Origin of the sequence: Borreliella sinica, from assembly GCF_033969665.2 — a bacterium.
GTDB lineage: Bacteria > Spirochaetota > Spirochaetia > Borreliales > Borreliaceae > Borreliella > Borreliella sinica.
Window position 1 is genome coordinate 76,639 of record NZ_CP135180.1, and the last position, 14,801, is coordinate 91,439.

19 protein-coding genes, 1 tRNA gene and 1 pseudogene are annotated in these 14,801 nt (G+C 29.4%); 6 read left to right on the forward strand and 15 right to left on the reverse strand.

The window, feature by feature from the left end:
* Positions 1-11: 11 nt before the first annotated feature.
* The 15 genes from ftsH to QIA41_RS00350 form a co-directional block, all read right to left on the reverse strand.
* Positions 12-1,931 carry an ATP-dependent zinc metalloprotease FtsH gene (ftsH, locus tag QIA41_RS00280; RefSeq protein ID WP_320292078.1) on the reverse strand — a complete coding sequence of 640 codons (1,920 nt, stop codon included), beginning with the start codon at positions 1,929-1,931 and terminating at the stop codon, positions 12-14.
* A complete protein-coding gene (gene tilS, locus QIA41_RS00285; RefSeq protein ID WP_320292079.1) occupies positions 1,928-3,250 on the reverse strand; it encodes a tRNA lysidine(34) synthetase TilS in 1,323 nt (440 codons plus the stop codon). The genes ftsH and tilS overlap by 4 nt, the downstream gene beginning before the upstream one ends.
* Positions 3,250-3,816 (reverse strand): aminoacyl-tRNA hydrolase, encoded by a 567-nt coding sequence (pth, locus tag QIA41_RS00290; RefSeq protein ID WP_320292080.1) that lies wholly within the window; start codon positions 3,814-3,816, stop codon positions 3,250-3,252. Before pth ends, tilS begins: the two co-directional genes overlap by 1 nt.
* Positions 3,817-3,820: 4 nt before the next feature.
* On the reverse strand, positions 3,821-4,369 hold the full coding sequence (locus QIA41_RS00295; protein ID WP_320292081.1) for a 50S ribosomal protein L25/general stress protein Ctc: 549 nt from the start codon (positions 4,367-4,369) through the stop codon (positions 3,821-3,823).
* Between the two features lie 23 nt (positions 4,370-4,392).
* Positions 4,393-4,464 (reverse strand) — tRNA-Gln (locus tag QIA41_RS00300).
* 61 nt (positions 4,465-4,525) lie between these two features.
* Positions 4,526-4,819 (reverse strand): DNA-binding protein SpoVG, encoded by a 294-nt coding sequence (gene spoVG, locus QIA41_RS00305; RefSeq protein WP_320292082.1) that lies wholly within the window; start codon positions 4,817-4,819, stop codon positions 4,526-4,528.
* Between the two features lie 103 nt (positions 4,820-4,922).
* Positions 4,923-5,273 (reverse strand): ribosome silencing factor, encoded by a 351-nt coding sequence (rsfS, locus tag QIA41_RS00310; RefSeq protein WP_320292083.1) that lies wholly within the window; start codon positions 5,271-5,273, stop codon positions 4,923-4,925.
* Positions 5,248-6,432, reverse strand: a complete 1,185-nt coding sequence (locus tag QIA41_RS00315; RefSeq protein WP_320292084.1) for an LCP family protein — start codon at positions 6,430-6,432, stop codon at positions 5,248-5,250. The genes rsfS and QIA41_RS00315 overlap by 26 nt, the downstream gene beginning before the upstream one ends.
* Positions 6,429-7,010 (reverse strand): nicotinate (nicotinamide) nucleotide adenylyltransferase, encoded by a 582-nt coding sequence (gene nadD / locus QIA41_RS00320; protein ID WP_320292085.1) that lies wholly within the window; start codon positions 7,008-7,010, stop codon positions 6,429-6,431. The genes QIA41_RS00315 and nadD overlap by 4 nt, the downstream gene beginning before the upstream one ends.
* An 86-nt stretch (positions 7,011-7,096) precedes the next feature.
* A complete protein-coding gene (gene obgE / locus QIA41_RS00325; protein ID WP_320292086.1) occupies positions 7,097-8,083 on the reverse strand; it encodes a GTPase ObgE in 987 nt (328 codons plus the stop codon).
* Positions 8,084-8,118: 35 nt separating this feature from the next.
* Complete coding sequence (rpmA, locus tag QIA41_RS00330) at positions 8,119-8,370, reverse strand: 50S ribosomal protein L27 (protein ID WP_320292087.1); 252 nt, start codon at positions 8,368-8,370, stop codon at positions 8,119-8,121.
* Complete coding sequence (locus QIA41_RS00335; RefSeq protein ID WP_320292088.1) at positions 8,370-8,690, reverse strand: ribosomal-processing cysteine protease Prp; 321 nt, start codon at positions 8,688-8,690, stop codon at positions 8,370-8,372. Before QIA41_RS00335 ends, rpmA begins: the two co-directional genes overlap by 1 nt.
* A gap of 5 nt (positions 8,691-8,695) precedes the next feature.
* The gene (rplU, locus tag QIA41_RS00340; protein ID WP_320292089.1) at positions 8,696-9,007 is read right to left on the reverse strand and encodes a 50S ribosomal protein L21; all 312 of its coding nucleotides are present in this window, start codon (positions 9,005-9,007) and stop codon (positions 8,696-8,698) included.
* A gap of 61 nt (positions 9,008-9,068) precedes the next feature.
* Positions 9,069-9,599, reverse strand: coding sequence for an adenine phosphoribosyltransferase (locus tag QIA41_RS00345; protein WP_320292090.1), 531 nt, complete (start codon positions 9,597-9,599; stop codon positions 9,069-9,071).
* A gap of 64 nt (positions 9,600-9,663) precedes the next feature.
* The gene (locus QIA41_RS00350) at positions 9,664-10,224 is read right to left on the reverse strand and encodes a DUF2147 domain-containing protein (protein ID WP_320292091.1); all 561 of its coding nucleotides are present in this window, start codon (positions 10,222-10,224) and stop codon (positions 9,664-9,666) included.
* 242 nt (positions 10,225-10,466) lie between these two features.
* On the opposite strand from QIA41_RS00350, the gene QIA41_RS00355 reads away from it, so the two are divergent.
* The 6 genes and pseudogenes from QIA41_RS00355 (at position 10,467) to rpoS (ending at position 14,776) form a co-directional block, all read left to right on the forward strand.
* A complete protein-coding gene (locus QIA41_RS00355) occupies positions 10,467-11,315 on the forward strand; it encodes a flagellar hook-basal body protein (protein WP_320292092.1) in 849 nt (282 codons plus the stop codon).
* 11 nt (positions 11,316-11,326) lie between these two features.
* A complete protein-coding gene (flgG, locus tag QIA41_RS00360; RefSeq protein ID WP_320292093.1) occupies positions 11,327-12,124 on the forward strand; it encodes a flagellar basal-body rod protein FlgG in 798 nt (265 codons plus the stop codon).
* 52 nt (positions 12,125-12,176) lie between these two features.
* Positions 12,177-12,758 (forward strand): hypothetical protein, encoded by a 582-nt coding sequence (locus QIA41_RS00365; RefSeq protein WP_407653020.1) that lies wholly within the window; start codon positions 12,177-12,179, stop codon positions 12,756-12,758.
* A 195-nt stretch (positions 12,759-12,953) separates the two neighbouring features.
* Positions 12,954-13,507 (forward strand): annotated as a pseudogene (locus QIA41_RS00370) (flagellar basal body P-ring protein FlgI); the annotation flags it as partial.
* Positions 13,497-13,814 (forward strand): rod-binding protein, encoded by a 318-nt coding sequence (locus tag QIA41_RS00375; protein WP_320292094.1) that lies wholly within the window; start codon positions 13,497-13,499, stop codon positions 13,812-13,814. The pseudogene QIA41_RS00370 and the gene QIA41_RS00375, both read left to right, overlap by 11 nt.
* A gap of 161 nt (positions 13,815-13,975) precedes the next feature.
* Positions 13,976-14,776 (forward strand): RNA polymerase sigma factor RpoS, encoded by an 801-nt coding sequence (gene rpoS / locus QIA41_RS00380; RefSeq protein ID WP_320292095.1) that lies wholly within the window; start codon positions 13,976-13,978, stop codon positions 14,774-14,776.
* Positions 14,777-14,801 lie beyond the last annotated feature (25 nt).

A 14,801-nucleotide genomic window follows, 5' to 3' on the forward strand; every position in this document is an offset into this window, starting at 1 on the left:
AAACACTTACCTTAGCTTTTTGTATCCTCCTCCTTTACTTCTTTTGCATTAGAATCCGCTGCAAATAAGCCGTATTCATCCTTACTTGCTTCAAACCCCAAAAGCTCTCTTACCTCTTTATCAGTTAAAGTTTCTTTCAAAACAAGCTCTTTTGTAAGCTTAACAAGCTGATCCTTATGCTTTATAAGAATATCTAATGCCTCTTTTAAACATTCTTCGAGTATTCTTTTTACCTCTCTGTCAACTTTATCAGCAGTGTTCTCAGAATAAGCCTTGGACTTTGAAAACTCTTTTGGAAGAAAAATGGGTGCCTCATCATCTACTAAAAATATTGGCCCCACTTCTTCACCCATTCCCCATTCCATAACCATTTTTTTAGCCAAACTAGTGGCTTGCATTAAATCATTTTGAACACCCGCTGTTGTAACACCCAAATTTATTTGCTCACTAGCATAACCACCATAACATATTTTTATTTTATCAAGAATTTGATGCTTGTTTATTGAAAGTCTATCTTCCCTTGGAAGCGAAAATGCAACACCAAGTGCCCTGCCCCTTGGAATAATGGTAACCTTATGGAGTGGATCAGCATGCTCAAGATAATAATGAAGCAAAGCATGGCCTGCCTCATGATAAGCTGTCTCAAGCTTTTGCCTATCAGTAATAGTCATAGATTTTTTCGCAACTCCCATCAATATTTTATCTCTTGCCTCTTCCATATCCTTCATTAAAATTTCATCCTGATTATTCCTTGCAGCTATTAAGGCTCCTTCATTAATTAAATTTGCAAGATCAGCACCACTAGCTCCAGGAGTAGCTCTTGCTATTACTTGCAAATTAATATCTTTTGAAAGTTTTGTTTTTGCAGAATGAATATTTAATATTGCTTCTCTTTCCTTAATATCAGGCAAAGAAACTGTTACTTGCCTGTCAAATCGTCCTGGTCTAAGCAAAGCAGAGTCAAGAACATCTGGACGATTTGTAGCTGCCATAACAATTACATTAGTATGCGTTCCAAATCCATCAATTTCAACCAATAGTTGATTAAGAGTTTGCTCTCTTTCATCATGACCACCGCCAAGCCCCGCGCCACGACTTCGACCAACAGCATCAAGCTCATCAATAAAAATAATGCAGGGGGAATTTTTCCTAGCATTATCAAATAAATCTCTAACACGACTTGCTCCAACTCCAACAAACATTTCAACAAAATCTGAACCTGACATGTGAAAAAAACTAACACCAGCCTCACCAGCAACGGCTTTGGCTAGCAAAGTCTTACCAGTACCTGGAGAACCAACCAAAAGAACCCCTTTAGGGATTTTAGCACCTATTTTTTCAAATTTTTTTGGATTTTTAAGAAATTCAACAACTTCACGAAGTTCTTGCTTAACCTCCTCTTGGCCAGCAACATCCTTAAAAGTGATTTTATTCTTTCCAGACTCATACTTTTGAGCATTACTTTTTCCAAATGTAAAAACCTTTCCACCACCACCTTGAGTTTGACGAAATATAAAGAAAAAGAAAACAAAAAATAAAATCCAGGGCAAAGTTTGTAATAAAACTCCAATCAAAGAAGATTGACTTTTTCCCGAGCTAAGCTCAACTTTTTTACTTTTTAGCTCCGAAAGCAGATTTATATCAAGATAGGGAATACTGGTAGAAAAGTAAGATTTTACAGAATTAGAACCCCTGACAACAAATTGAATCAAACTTCTATCAATTATTACTACGGACTCAACTAGACCGTTGTCCAAATAACTCTGAAAAGTGCTATAAGGAACAGTCTGATAGCTTTCCCCTCCCCGTATAAAATATGATGTAAATATTGCTGAAATTAAAAAAATAACAACAAGTCCTAAAATCCAATTTTTATTCTTCTTTTTGTTATTAGATTTTCCATTATTATTCATATTGGTATTGCCATTCATTCCTTTAAAAGTCCTCCAATCAAAGATATACTAATTTTTTTAAGAATGCTTTTTTCACTCCATATTAAGTTTAAAGTATTTAAATCAATAATTCCAATTAAACTGTTATCTAATGCTAATAACATTAAATAAACCGGATTACATCTTATAAATTTAGAAAAAAATTTTTTTGCTTTCAATCTATCCTTAAAAAATTTATATCTAAACTCATAAGAACAACATTTTAAACTTGACACAGCAGTCGTATTGCACTCTAAACATTTTAGCAAAATCTTGCCTAAAGATAAACTATGCCATTTACCAACTTGTAAAATAAAATCAAAAGGTTTATAAAATTTTTCATCCCTTCTGAAAATTATATTAATTTTATTATGCCTTTTTTCTAAAATAAAATCATTGGTTTTTAACAAAACATTGCTTTTTTTTCTATCAATCTTCACTTTAAACATTTCATTAAGAGCTTTATAAGAAACTTTAGCTTCAATTCCCTCTGAATTTAAAATTTTAAAAATCAATCTAAACGTTAAATACTTAGGAAAATTTAAAAAAGATTCTAAATCAAAAGAATAATAGTATTTGCCTTTCTCGATAGGAAAAAACTCATCTTTTTCGAAATAATTTATAAATTCTCTTGAAAATTCAGATATTCTTTTAAGACATTTTTCATACCCTTTGAAAATTTTTTCTATAGAAGGTAGCAAACTATTTCTAACTTTATTTCTTAGATATAAATTTTGAGAATTTGTACTATCAACAAAAAAACTAATATTATTCAAAGACAAAAAATTATCAATTTCTGGTCTTGTAACCTCAAGCAAAGGTCTTATAATATTTTTATTAACACCGGGAATGCCTGAAAGACCATCTAAAAAAGATCCTTGAAAAAATCTCATAATTATTGTTTCAATTTGATCATTTTCGTTATGAGCAAGTGCAATATAATTTGCATCATTTTCTTTAAGAGCATTTTCGAAAGCATTATATCTGTATTTCCTTGCAAGTTCTTCAATAGATACTCCCAACCTAAATGATTCACTTTTTATATCTATATCACATTTTTTAATTTGTAAAGTAATACCGTAAAGGGCACAAAACCTCTTTACATGCTCTATTTCTTGATTTTGCTCATTATCAGATCTAATAAAATGGGCAAAATAAAATGCAACAATATTATCGTTCAAGTAATATTTTAAATTTAATAATAAAGTTGTAGAATCGGCTCCTCCAGAAAAAGCTACAATAACCCGATTTTTATTTAGATAATTTTTTTTATAAAATTTATCTATTTTAATTTGTATATTATCATCTAAAACATGCATTAAAAATTACTAGAATTGATTTTTTGAACCTTATCTTTAAAATTTGCCTCGCTAATATCAATTAACTCATCACTTAAAAAGTCATACAATTTTTCAAGCCTATCTATTTCATCCTTGGAAAATCTAGAAAGAACAAAATTCTTTATATCACACATAGAATTGCCTCCAACCCCAACATAAAGCCTGCTGTAATTAGAACTTCCAAGAGCACTTGAAATTGACCTTAGACCGTTATGAGTAGAAATACCACCCTGACCTTTAAGCCTACATTTTCCCAAAGGAAGATCAACATTATCAACAACCACCAACAAATTCTTTATACACATATAAAAATCTGAAAATATTGAAGGAAATAAAGATCCACTTAAGTTCATATAAGTTAATGGCTTAATTAAAATTACTCTTCCAGAAATCATCTTTAACTCTGAATATTCATATTTTTTTTTTCTCTTTAAAAAAAGGCCATTTTTAGAAACAATTTTATCTAAAAGAGAAAAACCAACATTATGCCTGGTTAAAGAAAATTCTAATCCGGGGTTTCCTAATCCAAGTATCAACAACCCCATAAAATCACTTTATAATAACAACTTCTAAATTCCCATCACTTTCTGCAAGCCTAACATTAGAAGGTAACACAAGATCTTTAATAAGAACACTTTCGCCTTTATTAACAGGCGTTAAATCAAGCTCTATGAATTCTGGCAAATTAAGGGGTAAAGACTTTACCTTAACTTGCTCTTTCAAAATAGTCAAAATTCCACCCTCTTTGACTCCAGCAGAAGCGCCAATAAGTTTAATGGGAACATATTTTTCAAGTTCAACATGCTTATCTACTTCGTAAAAATCAATATGATAAATGAGCTTGCTGGCAATATTTTCTGCAACATCTTTAACAAAAACACATCTTTCTAGTTTGCCGTCATCTAATACCAAAACAGTATTATCTGTAAACTTTGCAAATTTCTTATTAAAATCACTACTCTTAATTTTCAAGTGTGAGACATCATTACCTTGCCCATAAACAACAGCTGGTATTTCGTATTTAGCTCTTATTCTGCGGGCATTAGAAGATCCAAAGCTTGATCTATACTCGCAACTTAAAATCCTGCTATTTTCCACCAAAAAACTCCTAATGTAAAATACTGGGACGGAAGGATTCGAACCCTCGAATGACTGGACCAAAACCAGTTGACTTACCACTTGTCGACGTCCCAAATACCTTAATACTTACAATTGACAAGCATACAAGATACAACACTCTTTGTCAATAATTATTTAAAAATCTAATTCAAGCTCGAGATCAGCTGGATTCTCTTTTATATATTCCTTAAAAATAGAAGTTTGCAAAGCTTTCCTAAAATCCTGACTAATAGGATGAACAATATCTTTATACTCACCAACTCTAGTCCTTCTGTTGGGCATAGCAATAAATACTCCCTTTTGCCCTTTAATAACTCTAATATTGTGAAGAACTAAGCAATTGTCAAAAGTAACTGCAACATATGCTAGCAATTTAGAACCAGAATTTTTACCTTCAACTTTCTTAATTCTTATGTCTGTAATATCCACTTATAAGCCTCCCGCAAAAAGTACATAACTTAAATCTAAAATATTTTCTATTTTTTGTAAACATGTTCTTATGATATTTTTAGTTTTTTTAATTAAACAATAATTAGGGATAAATAATAGTTCCTTTGGACCATATTTTTTCAAGCTCATAGTATTCTCGGGCCTTTTCACTCATTAAATGGATTACCAAATTTCCACCCGAAACAACAGTCCAGTCATAAACCAATCCCTTTCCTTGAACATTAAAATTAATTTTTTTTTCTTTAAAAAATTTAACTATCTTATCAAGATATAAAGCTTCTATCTGTTTAAACGATACAAAAGTAGCTATTATAAAAAAATCAGTCCAATTGCAAATATTGCTAACATTAATACCCATAACGTCAATTCCATTAAAATCGCTTATTATTTTACACAAAGCATTAATATCATTTAGTTTTAACGTATCTTCCATCAAAATCATCTCCTAAAACAACTATTACATCGGGATTAATATCAAGATTATCAAGTTCTAACAATTTACTAGTTTGAACTTCAGAAATTGGCTTAATGTTTGAGGCTTTAATTACTTCTCCAACTCTAACAGCCATCTCTAAATTATCCGAATTATTTATAATCAGGGTATTTTTATAAGAATTTTTATCTGCATTACCAAATTTTAAAACTTTAAATTTTAAAGAATTAAAAATATTTGCTGTTTTTTTTGCAAGTCCAACGACTTTTGTTCCATTTAAAACAATAATCTTTACTATCTCTTCTAAGCCTTCATTAATCAACTCTTTATTCAATTTATCCACCGATTCTTTTAAAATAGCACCCCCATAATAAGGAAAAACTACCTTTATCAAATTATTATCATTATCCTTAAAAATCTCTTCTTGCCCTTTAATATTAATAGAAATAACTTTATCATTATTTATTTTATAATTTTTAACAATATACCTAAAAACAACTTCTGAAAGGTTAGTATCTAGCATGGAATATATTCTGAAAAAATTGTCATTTTCAATGCCAAAATCTGAAATTTGAAAAAGAAGTTTTTTAAAAAACTCTTTGAAAAACTCAACTCTCTCTTCAAATTGATTAACATCATTAAAATATCTCAAATAATCATAAGCTTTATCACCATCAAAATTGGAAGTGCCAGAAGGTATTAAAATAGAATCCTCTAAACTATAAACCTTTACTGGATTTTTAACAAGAAGTCTAACACCCCCCAAATAATCGATAAGTTTAACAAAATTTTCTTTTTGAAAGCGGATATAATAATCTGATTCATGAGATAATTGTGTATAAATTTTAGATAAAAACTTATTAAAAGAATTTTTTTTATAAAGATCTTTAAACCAAGATATATTGCCTTTTAAATCTTCATATCCAGTATGAATTGGAATATCTAAAAAACCAACATTTCCTGTTTTTATATTAATGAAAACTTCTTGCATACTTACAAGATTTTTGTTAAGATCTTCTATTAGAAACAAAAAACTAATATTGCTCTTTGTATTAAGCTCGAAGTAAACCAGCTCTTTTTTAGAACTTCTAATAAAAAAAATTACTACACCTGCTATTATTAGAGCAATTAAAACTAAAAAAATTAAATCCTTTCTCAAATATTTACCTTTTTAACATATAAATTATTATCTTTGATGTATTTTAACACACCAAAGGGTAGCAAATAACTAACGGGAAATCCATTGGCTATTCTATTTCTAATCTCTGATGAGGAAATTGGTATTATTTTATTATCTAAATAAATATGCTTAAAAGAGCTTTTTATCCTCTCTTTACAAACCCTATGAGCAACAACAAGATCAATAGAATTCACAATGCTTTGGGGATCTTTCCATAAATCAAAATTTTGAAAAAGATCATCACCAATAACCAAAAAAAGCTTATCGTTTTTATATTTTTTTTTAACACAAGAAATAGTGTCAATAGTATAAGTTATGCCGCCATTTACTAAATCGCAGTCATCTATAAACATTTTATTTTCATGCTTTAATGCAAGCTTGAGCATATCTATTCTATTTTCAATACTAACGTCTTCTCCAATCACTTTATGAGCTGGATTACAAGTAGGAACAAATATTATCCTATCAATACTTAATAAACACTCTATCTCTTTGGCCAAAAAGATATGTCCAATATGGACTGGGTTATAAGTACCCCCTAATATTGCAATTCTCATGAATTCTTTTTACCTAAATTAAATAAATTCGGCATTCAAAACCTAAATCTTAAAAATGAAAAATACATAATAAAAAATCAATTTTATTAAAAGGTTTTAGCCAGAATAAAAAATTCCTTAATAAGTTCATCAATCCCTCTATTCTCATAAATAGAAATACCAATAATCTTTTCTTTTCCTAAAGCTTTTATCAGACAATTAAAATTTTTCTCAGACTCATCCAAATCAAGCTTATTGGCAATAATAATTTTTTTTTTATTAAAAAGCTTGTAACTATACGATTTTAATTCATTTAAAAGAATATTATATGATTCTAAAAAATCAGCTTCAGAAATATCAATTACTAAAGCTAAAATTTTGGTTTTAGTAATATGTTTTAAAAATTTGGTACCAAGCCCTACTCCAAGGCTAGCGCCTTTAATTATTCCTGGAATATCTGCAATAATTAAATCATCATAAGAGTGTCTAAGCACACCAAGATGAGGAGTCTTTGTTGTAAAAGGATAATTTGCAACTCTAGACTTTGCTGAAGTTATTCTATTAAGAAGAGAGGATTTGCCAGCATTGGGAAGACCAATAAGTCCAATATCTGCCACCAAAAAAAGTTCAAGACGTACATTCAAGCTATTTCCTGATTCTCCAGGTTGAGCAAACCTTGGTGTCCTTCTAGCTGAAGTTTTAAAATTCCAATTACCAAGTCCACCTCTACCACCTTTTAAAATAGTAAATTCGTCATTTAAATCTTCAAGCCTACACAAAAAAGCCCCATTATTTTCATTATAAATATCAGTACTTGGAGGAACAAAAAGAACCAAATCTTTACCATTAGCACCACTTCTCTTAAAACCCATACCGGGCTTTCCATTTTCGGCACAAAGCACATGCCCATTTTTATAAAAAGATAAAGTACTAAGATTCTCTCTTACCTTAAAAATTACACTTCCACCACTCCCGCCATTTCCACCATCTGGACCACCCTTTGCATTAAACTTTTCGCGCAAAAAAGAAACACACCCAGAACCACCATTGCCCGAAACTACCGTTATATTTACATAGTCCTTAAAGCTATACAAAATTTCTCCAATTTTTCAATTAAAAATAACAATATTTACATATTAACAATATTTACATATTTTCGTCCCTTCAAGGTTTTAAATTCTACCTTACCGGATGAAAGCGCAAATATCGTATAATCTCTTCCAAGACCAACGTTTTTACCCTTATGGAATTTTGTACCTCTTTGTCTAACAATTATTTCTCCAGCCTTAACAAACTGGCCACCACTTCTTTTAATTCCAAGTCGCTTAGATATAGAATCTCGTCCATTCTTTGAACTACCACCACTTTTACTTGTTGCCATTAATTTTCCTCCAAAATTAATTTAATATCATTCGGATACTCAAAGCACAAATCAGCTATGCCTCTAATTAAAAATCTACTATAATAAAAAAGACTTTCCTTGGTCAAATCTTTAAAAAAAGGCTTAAATTCTAAATAACCTCTTTCTAAATTTTTTACAATAAAAACCTCGCCCTCAAGATCAAGAACACTAAAAAAGGTTCTCAAAATAAAAGAAAAAGAGGAACAGACAACGTTAACATTATTCTTGCTAATAGCATGCCCATTAGCTAAAAGATAAATGATTACATCATCTTTTACTTTTACTAAAACACTAATCAATAAACTTAAAAAACTATTTCATCAACCAAAATATAAGAATAGGTTTGCCTGTGTCCAACTTTTCTCTCACTTGATTTTCTTCTTCTATATCTGTAAGAAACAACCTTTTTATCTTTCTTATCTTCTTTATAGGTACATCTAATAAGAGAATTTACAACATAGGGCTTTCCTATTTTAATCTCTCCAGCTTTATTAATAAGCAAAACACTGTTAAATTCCAACTTCTCTTTTTCAATAGGAGAAATCTTATCTATTTTTAAAAATTCGCCCTCAATAGCCTTATATTGTTTGCCATTTATTTCTACCAACGCATACATACATTACATTACCTCAACTAAACATTGTAAATTTAATAAAAAAGAAAAGTCAAGCATTAAATTAATTGTACCTTACAAGAGAATTGACTTCATAATTTTCAAGAATGTGCCTACCATTAATACCACAAAGCTCAATAAAACAAAAAATATCCTTAACCTTGCCTCCGGCTCTCTCTAGTAAAATTGCAGATGACTTTAAAGTACCACCGGTAGCTAATATATCGTCTACTAAAAGAATACTGGAATACATCCTAACATCGTCTTTGTGCACCTCTATTCTCCCAAAGCCGTATTCAAGCTCATACTCTTCGCCAAAAACCTCTCTGGGCAATTTACCCTCTTTTCGAATTAAAACAAGAGGAAGTTGCATTTTCAAAGATAAGGGAGCACCTATCAAATATCCCCTAGACTCAACAACTGCAATGCAATCAATCTTTTTAGAATTATAAAAAGAATATACCTCATTTATTAATGAGGTATAAACTTCGGGTTTTAACAAAACACTAGTAATATCGTAAAAAAGAATACCCTTTTTAGGAAAATCAGGTACTTTTGCAATAAACTGATCGTAATACTCTGTTTTATTTTTCATAACCTACTTATCCCATCCGTATGTTTATGTATTTTTTCAAAATAGTAAAACCAAAAGAAAAAATTTATTTTTTTACAGGAGGCTCTGGAACAAGATTATGCAAGTCTACTTCTGGTATCTCATCAAATTTAGCTCTTGTCCAAACTTTGCTTCTGCCAAAAATCCAAACTTTCCCCTTGGTAACAAGATTTCCGGTTTTACTATCAACGCTCATCTCAGAATTATAAATCTTACCGTTTTTAGGATCTATTATTTTACCTCTATCCCACTTTTTAGAAGTAGAAGAATACTTAAGCCCCCACATAAAATCAAGACCTTCTATTGCAAGATTTTCAAACCCAACAACAGTATCTCCTGAAGGATTTTTAGTATCATACTTTTTGCCATCTTTTATTATAGTTAAAATTCGGCCATAGACTTCTCCATCATATTTGTAAACATAAATAATAGAATTTTTTATATTACTCACATCATCATAACCAACCCAATATCCTAAAACTTCATTTTCAAAATTAGAGTTTTCAGCATTAGTAATAACTTCATTTTTATTTAAAGCTTCTGAATTTGCAAATAAAACCATTGCAAAACAAAAAAAAAGAAAAAACTTTGAAAAAATTCTATTCATCAATTCTCCTTTAAACTAATAATTCTAAATTATTAGCTATTTTTAAAAATTACTCACTTAAGGTGGCCAATTCAAAAATTAGACACAAAAATCATTATACAACTTATTTTACAATTTTAATTGTCAAGATAAAAACCTAGATAAAAAATATAAAATCAAACAATAACAATAGCTGGATCAATTGTTATATAAAACAATTGATGTTAATATTATTAAAGTTAATTATCTTGAAGGATTTAATCGTGGTAAGAGGAATTTATACAGCTGCCAGTGGAATGATATCGGAAAGGCGCAAGCTTGACGTAGTGGCAAATAATTTGGCAAACATAGATCTTATTGGATACAAAAAAGATTTATCCATTCAAAAAGCATTTCCAGAAATGCTAATAAGAAGACTAAATGATGATGGACTTTATAAATTTCCCAAAGGACATCTTGAAACAGCTCCTATTGTAGGAAAACTAGGAACAGGGGTTGAAGAAAATGAAATATATACAATATTTGAACAAGGTCCATTAAAAACTACAGGTAATCCATTAGATTTAGCACTCACTGATCAAGGATTTTTTGTAGTACAAACTTCAGATGGAGAAAGATATACAAGAAATGGTTCTTTTACTATTGGGAAAGAGGGAATACTTGTTACAAAAAGCGGATTTCCTGTTCTTGGGGAAAAGGGATATATATACCTGAAAAAAAATAATTTTAAAATAACGTCTCGAGGACAAATCTTCCACAATTCAAACTTCGCATCAAACCCCAAAAGACTTGTTAGTGAGCATGAAAATTCCTGGGAAAATTATGAACTGCTTGATACCATTAGAATTGTAAATTTTGAAAATCCCAGATTTCTCAAAAAACAAGGGAATTCTTTATGGATTGATACAAAAACATCGGGCAAAGCACAAGAGATTGATATATCATTAAGGCCTAAAATAGAAACAGAAGCACTTGAGGCTTCTAATGTTAATGGTGTTAGAGAAATGGTTTTAATGATTGAAATCAACAGGGCTTACGAGGCTAATCAAAAAACAATACAAACCGAAGATGGACTTTTAGGAAAATTAATAAATGAAATTGGAAAATATTAAGGAGCATATTTATGATGAGAGCATTATGGACAGCGGCAAGTGGAATGACCGCACAACAATACAATGTAGACACAATTGCCAATAATCTTTCAAATGTAAATACTACAGGATTTAAAAAAATAAGAGCAGAATTTGAAGATTTAATTTATCAAACCCACAACAGAGCAGGAACTCCTGCAACCGAAAATACTTCAAGACCTCTTGGAAATCAAGTTGGTCACGGAACAAAAATTGCTGCTACTCAGAGAATATTTGAACAGGGAAAAATGCAATCCACCAATTTGCTCACCGATGTTGCTATTGAAGGAGATGGATTTTATAAAATTCTTCTGCCTGATGGAACTTATGCATATACTAGAGACGGATCATTTAAAATCGATTCTAATCGGGAGCTTGTAACAAGTCAGGGATATAAGGTGTTGCCTAATATATTATTCCCGGAAGAATATATTCAAAACTCAATTGCAATATCTGAACAAGGAATGATATCGGTAAAAATTGATGGGAGCAACGAACCTATAGAGCTTGGACAAATTGAAATATCAAGATTTGTTAATCCCGCGGGACTGAATGCTATTGGAAACAATTTATTCAAAGAAACAGCTGGATCAGGCCAAGAGATCGCAGGAATACCGGGAAGTGAAGGCATGGGAAAACTAAGACAAGGTATTCTTGAAATGTCAAATGTATCTATTGCCGAAGAAATGGTAACAATGATAGTAGCTCAAAGAGCTTATGAAATAAACTCAAAGGCTATTCAAACTTCTGACAATATGTTAGGAATCGCAAATAATTTAAAAAGGCAATAAAATAAAGAAAAAATTACTTATTTTTATTTTATTTTTCACAACAAGCTCAATTATGGATGCTGCTCATGATTTGTGCTTCAATATTTCTCCTAGTAAAGTGTATTTTTTTTCAAAAAAATACTCAGAAATATGCAACAATCAAGGCTTATCAAAAATATATATCCCCCCCCATTTGACAAAAAAATCAATAATTTTTGAAATGATTTATTACATCACAAAAAATCTATCAAATGAAAATATCTATATACTTCAATTTAGTTTTGACGAGTCTGAAATAAATATGAACGATAAATTTTTCAAAAAAATAAAATTTAAAGTAAAAAGCAACGGCTCTTACAAAAATATTCCGATTCAAAAAACTTTGGTTTATTATGCAAAAACCTTTGAAAGTTACAAAAAACATAATTATATTAATATGTATATCGATATAATTGAACCCATTGTATTTGCAAAAGAAAATCTAAAAAAAAATGAAATCCTTGATGAATACAACATTTACTTTAAATACAAAATTAACACAACCAGCATAAATGATGTTTTAAGCCTAAATGAATTAAATAATAGTAAATATAAAATTATACGCGATACAATCAAAAATGAAGAGATAAAATTAAATAAAGTACAAAAAGAATAATATGCTTTATTCTATCTTCTTCAATCTAAAAATTATTAATATTGATATATATATTGATAGAATAATATTTAACAAATCAGAAATTAATTATCAATTTACCTAAAAAAATTCCATTAATCGCAATAATTGATATAAAATAATAGATATTAAAAAATAAAAGCAATAGGGTGAAAAATGAGCAAACTAATATTAATGCTAATTGCAATTGCATCGGAAATTATACAAGCTAACAACAAATTAAAAGGATTTGAATACACTCTATATAGCACAATAATAAATGAGAATCAAAATATTGGCTACAACAATTATAATGTAATTCTTAAAAAGGAAAATTATCCATTAATAAATAGAATTCATAAAATATTAACCTCTAAAAAAATCAACAGCAAAATTAAATCAAATAGCTTAATAGAAATAGAATCAAAAGACATTGCCCTATTGCAAAAGATTGATAATATCAAAATAGAAACTAATCCCAAAGTGCTAATAAACAAAAAGAATGGTATTATCCTAGCAAGTGAAAATGCAAAAATAGGAACGCCTACATTTTCTATTCAAAAAAACAATCAAAATATTTTAAGTATAAATAATAAAACAAGAATTCAAGCAAACTCAATGGAATTAAATGAATTTTTATCGAAAAATTCCAAAGCTCCTAACAATAAAGAATTAATTCAAATATTTCAGTTACACAAAAAATTAATAAATTAAATAAAAAACTTATTTTGGGGGAAATTAATGGAAACTAAAATTAATTTACAAAATATAAAATTTAAAAATCAAATAAATAATTTTAAAAATCCCGTAGAAGTAAAAAAATCTTTACAAAAAACCGAAGAACTTCGACAGGCTTCTTTAGAATTTGAAGCTATCTTTATCAAGCAAATGCTTGATAGTATGAAAAAAACTCTTAACAAAAATCAAAATCTTCTAAACGGAGGCCAAGTAGAAGAAATTTTTGAGGACATGCTTTGCGAACAAAGGGCAAAACAAATGGCACAATCTCAAAGCTTTGGAATTGCCAATTCGATTTACAATCAATTGGTAAAAAAATAAATAATTCAAAAAACACTCTTTCCATTCCAACTTAACATAATATCCAAATATCCAATTTAGTTTAAAAATAATTTAAACTAAATTGGCACAGTTTTTGCATGGTAATTAAGTAGTGAAAACTTAATCACAATATTCAAAAAAGGGGAGAAAAATATACTAATATGAATATATTTAGCAATGAGGATTTAAACATATATTTAAAATCGGTAAGAGAACACAAGCTAATTACTCACGAAGAAGAAATTAAACTTGCAGGACAAATACAAAGAGGCAACGCAAAAGCAAAAAACAAAATGATAAATGCAAATTTGCGACTTGTTTTAAAAATAATAAAAAGATATGCGGGCAAGGGATTAAAAATTGAAGACTTAATTCAAGAAGGCAACTTAGGATTAATAAGAGCTGCTGAAAAATATGATCCAAACAAAAATACCAAATTTTCAACTTATGCATCGTTTTGGATTAAGCAATCACTACAAAGAGCATTAAACACTAAAACTAGACTGGTAAAAGTCCCATACAGAAAGGAAAATCTAATACTCCAAATAAATAAATATTTAACCGAAGAGGAAAAATCACCTAAAAAAGAAGAAATAATGAAAAGATTCAATCTATCTCCCGCTCAGTACATAAAAATTATTCCTTATCTTGAAAAAGAATATTCTTTGGACAAAGAAATAGAAGGATCTGAAAATTCAACTCTCTTGAATCTATACGAGGACAATTCCTTTAACCCTGAAATTACCCTTGAACAAGACTCAACCCTAAAACATTTGAATTATGTACTTGAAACAAAATTAACTGAAAAGGAAAGATACATAATCAAAAAAAGATACAACCTAGATAATAGTCCCAAAAGAAGCACTTTGAAAGATATTTCAACAGAACTTGGAATATCATCAGAAACTGTAAGACAAATTGAAAAAAGGGTTCTTAAAAAACTAAAAGAAGAGATAAATTAACATTGACATTCATGACATGTTTTGA